The sequence below is a fragment of the Nocardiopsis sp. CC223A genome, from assembly GCF_030766825.1.
GTDB lineage: Bacteria > Actinomycetota > Actinomycetes > Streptosporangiales > Streptosporangiaceae > Nocardiopsis.
The window spans coordinates 1-3,252 of record NZ_JASFDV010000163.1; the positions used below are offsets into that span (position 1 = coordinate 1).

General features: G+C 72.9%; 3 protein-coding genes and 1 pseudogene. 2 read left to right on the forward strand and 2 right to left on the reverse strand.

Going from position 1 to position 3,252, the window contains the following annotated elements:
• A partial coding sequence (locus QJS33_RS31090) for a hypothetical protein (protein WP_306371642.1) occupies positions 1 to 257 on the reverse strand: 257 nt, incomplete at its 3' end.
• 418 nt (positions 258 to 675) lie between these two features.
• Between QJS33_RS31090 and QJS33_RS31095 the strand changes: the two genes are divergently transcribed.
• Positions 676 to 1,374 (forward strand): lytic transglycosylase domain-containing protein, encoded by a 699-nt coding sequence (locus QJS33_RS31095; RefSeq protein ID WP_306371643.1) that lies wholly within the window; start codon positions 676 to 678, stop codon positions 1,372 to 1,374.
• Positions 1,375 to 1,417: 43 nt separating this feature from the next.
• Complete coding sequence (locus tag QJS33_RS31100) at positions 1,418 to 2,053, forward strand: lytic transglycosylase domain-containing protein (RefSeq protein ID WP_372339753.1); 636 nt, start codon at positions 1,418 to 1,420, stop codon at positions 2,051 to 2,053.
• Positions 2,054 to 2,114: 61 nt separating this feature from the next.
• Here QJS33_RS31100 and QJS33_RS31105 read toward each other — a convergent pair.
• Positions 2,115 to 3,252: pseudogene (locus QJS33_RS31105) on the reverse strand (serine/threonine protein kinase); the annotation flags it as partial.

The following is a 3,252-nucleotide window of genomic DNA, read 5'->3' on the forward strand; positions in this document are numbered from 1 at the left end:
ACGGCGGCCGCGGTCGCCCGGCGGGAGGCCTCGCGCAGTGCGTGCAGCAGGCCCGAGCGTTCGCTGCGCAGGCGGCGCAGGTGCTCGTCGGCCCGGCCGATCTCGGTGTCCACCTCCCACAGGCGCTGGGCGAGGGGGCCGGTGAGCAGCAGCCCGCACCGGGCACAGGCGGCCGTCCCGGCGGCCAGCGGGGAGCGGCAGTCCGGGCAGCTCACGGGAGGACCGGCGCCGGGCGGCGGAGATGCTGTGACGTCCATGCCCGCCATCCTGTCCCCGAACCCGGCCGGGCACATGCGTACGCGTACTCAGGCCGGGTCGGGATTCGGGGTCCGCGGCCGGGGTGGTGACCCCCACTCCTTGGGGTTCCCTTGGTCACCCCTTGACTCTCCGTGTCTTTTCGCAGGTCAGAGCTTGGCAATTCGGGCACGTTGGGTGATGTGAGTCAAGCCACAGTATCTATGGCGTTACGCGGTCGTAATGATGGTGCAGGCTGAATCCGCTGCACAGAGCACCCCCACCGTGCGGACCCGCCGTGCGGACGGAGCGCGATCGCGCCCGTCCCCCTTCTTCTCCGGCCCCGAGGCCGACGGCGGAGATCCACCACACGCGCGCGGCCCCGGCCCATCCGGGGCTTCTCCGTCCGACGCGTGCGGCCGTCTACGCGAAAGGGCGATCTTGCCACTCCCACGGATTCAGCTGCGTTACGCGAGTGCCGCCGGCGTCGCGGCCCTGGTCGCCGCGGGCACCTTCGGTGTCGTGGCCTTCGCCGACACCGGGGTCCCCGATCCCCGTGACGCGGCCTCGGCGGCACTGACACCGGAGCCCGAGCAGGCCCCGACCGCCCAGGAGGACGACGACTTCTTCCGGACCCCGGCCGCCGCCGACCCGCAGCGTCGGCAGGAGGACCTCGAACAGGCCCGCGAATCCGCCGAGCGGGCCGGGCGCGACGCGGTCCGCAGCGGTGACGCGCAGGCCTCCGACATCCTCGAAGAGCCCGAACCCGAACCCGAGCCCGACCCAGAACCGCAGGACGGCGCCCCCTCCGGCGGCTCCGGCACCCCGGTGCCCGCCGGGTCGGCCAAGGAGACCGCCCTCCGGATGGTCCTCGCCGAGGGTTGGGCCGAGAGCGAGTTCACCGACTGCCTCGAACCGCTGTGGCAGAAGGAGAGCGGCTGGAACCACCTCGCCCAGAACCCGAGTTCCGGTGCCTACGGGATCCCGCAGTCGCTCCCCGGCGACAAGATGGCGTCCCACGGCTCGGACTGGCAGACCAACCCCGCCACCCAGATCGCCTGGGGCATCGACTACATCAAGGGCCGCTACGGCACCCCGTGCGGTGCATGGGCTCATTCCCAGGCGAACAACTGGTATTAATAGGGCTTTCCCGCCCCATGACCCCCTCTTGGGAAAGGTAACCGTGTTACTCAACCGCATGTCGCTGCGCAGTACGGCGGCCATCGGTGCGGCCACCCTCGTCGCAGGTGCGACGTTCGCCGTCTCCGCGTTCGCGGACGAGGGCGTCGACCCCGAGATGGCGGCCAACGCCGCCCTCCCGGGTGAGGAGGCCCCCGCAGAAGAGGCCACCGAGGACGAGTTCTTCTCGGCCTCCGAGCAGCAGACCGAGGAAGAAGCCCAGGCCGCCCTCGACGCGGCCCGCGCCGAGCGCGACGCCGCCGTCGGCGCCCGGACCCAGACCGGCACCTCCGAGGCCCAGGACATCGAGGAGGAGCCCGAGGAGCCCGTCTTCACGGGTGACGCCCAGGGCCTCGCCCTGGACATGGTCGTCGCCGAGGGCTGGCCCGAGAGCGAGTTCACCGACTGCCTCCGGCCTCTCTGGCAGAAGGAGAGCGGCTGGAACCACCTCGCCCAGAACCCGAGTTCCGGTGCCTACGGGATCCCGCAGGCGCTCCCCGGCAGCAAGATGGCGTCCCACGGCTCGGACTGGCAGACCAACCCCGCCACCCAGATCGCCTGGGGCATCGACTACATCAAGGGCCGCTACGGCACCCCGTGCGGTGCCTGGGCCCACTCCCAGTCCGTCGGCTGGTACTGATCCCGACGTACACGACGGCCCCCGGCGATCGCCGGGGGCCGTCGTCATGTCCGGGGGACGGTCACAGGTGCGGTTCGAACGAGTCCATCACCTCGGCGGGCAGGTCCTCGTAGTAGCCGGCGTCGCCGCGCGGCACGTTGACGGTGACCATGTAGAACACCCGCTCGCCCTGGTAGTCCAGGCTGATCGCGTAGGCCCAGAAGCGGCGGGCCTGGCTCGCCCACGTGTCGTTGGTGAGGTTGGCCCTGACCAGGGCCACGTCCCAGCCGTCCCCGTAGTCGCCCTCCTCGAACTCGTGGAGGTTGAGCTGGAGGTAGTCGGTGGTCACGTCGCCCTCGACGTCGGTGCCGCCCTTGGTCTCCACCAGGTACTCGCCGCTGGTCCCGGTGAACTCCTCCTCGGTCCAGCCGGCGACCCACACCTGGTGGTCGGACCCGGGGGCGACGAACACGACGAGGCTCTCGTCGATCCTGCTGTCGTCCACCGTCCAGCCCTCGGGGTAGTCCACGTCGAACCACTGGGACTCGAAGGTCTCCAGGTCGTCGTAGGACGGCGGGCCGTCGGAGGGGGCGTAGTCGTCGTCGGGCGTGTCCGAGGGGGTGGGCTCCACGGGGGCGCTCTGCTCGCCGGGGACCGCGTTCTCCGACGGGTCGCCGTCGGCCTGCGGGGCGGGGTCCTGCCCGTCGGTGCGGGCCAGCCGCACGCCGACGACCGCGACCACCGCGATGAGCACCAGCGCGACGGCGCCGCAGCCCAGGCCGAGGAGCACCTTGCCGATACCGCCGGAGGACCGTGCGGGCGGTCGGGGCGGGGCCAGGGTGCCCTGCCCCCCGGTGGGGCCGCCCGGGCCGTGGCCGCCGCTGTGCGAGGCGAAGGACGGCTGCGGCTGTGAGGGGCCGTAGGGCGCGCCTTGGGGTGTCGGACCCTGGGGTGGGAACGGCCGCGCCGGGGTGTGCGGGCCGCTCGGGCCGCCCATGCCCGGGTGCGGACCGCTCAGGGGGCCGCTGTTGGAGGCCGGGCCGGGCCCGGGTGCGTGGCCGCCGGTGGGCCCGGTGATGGGTCCGCTGGGGTACCCGCCGGTCGGCCCGGTGATGGGTCCGCTGGGGTACCCGCCGACGGGCCCGGTGATGGGTCCGCTCGGGTATCCGCCGCTCGCCGCCGCCACCGGGCCGCTGTTGGAGACCGGGTCGGGCCCGGGG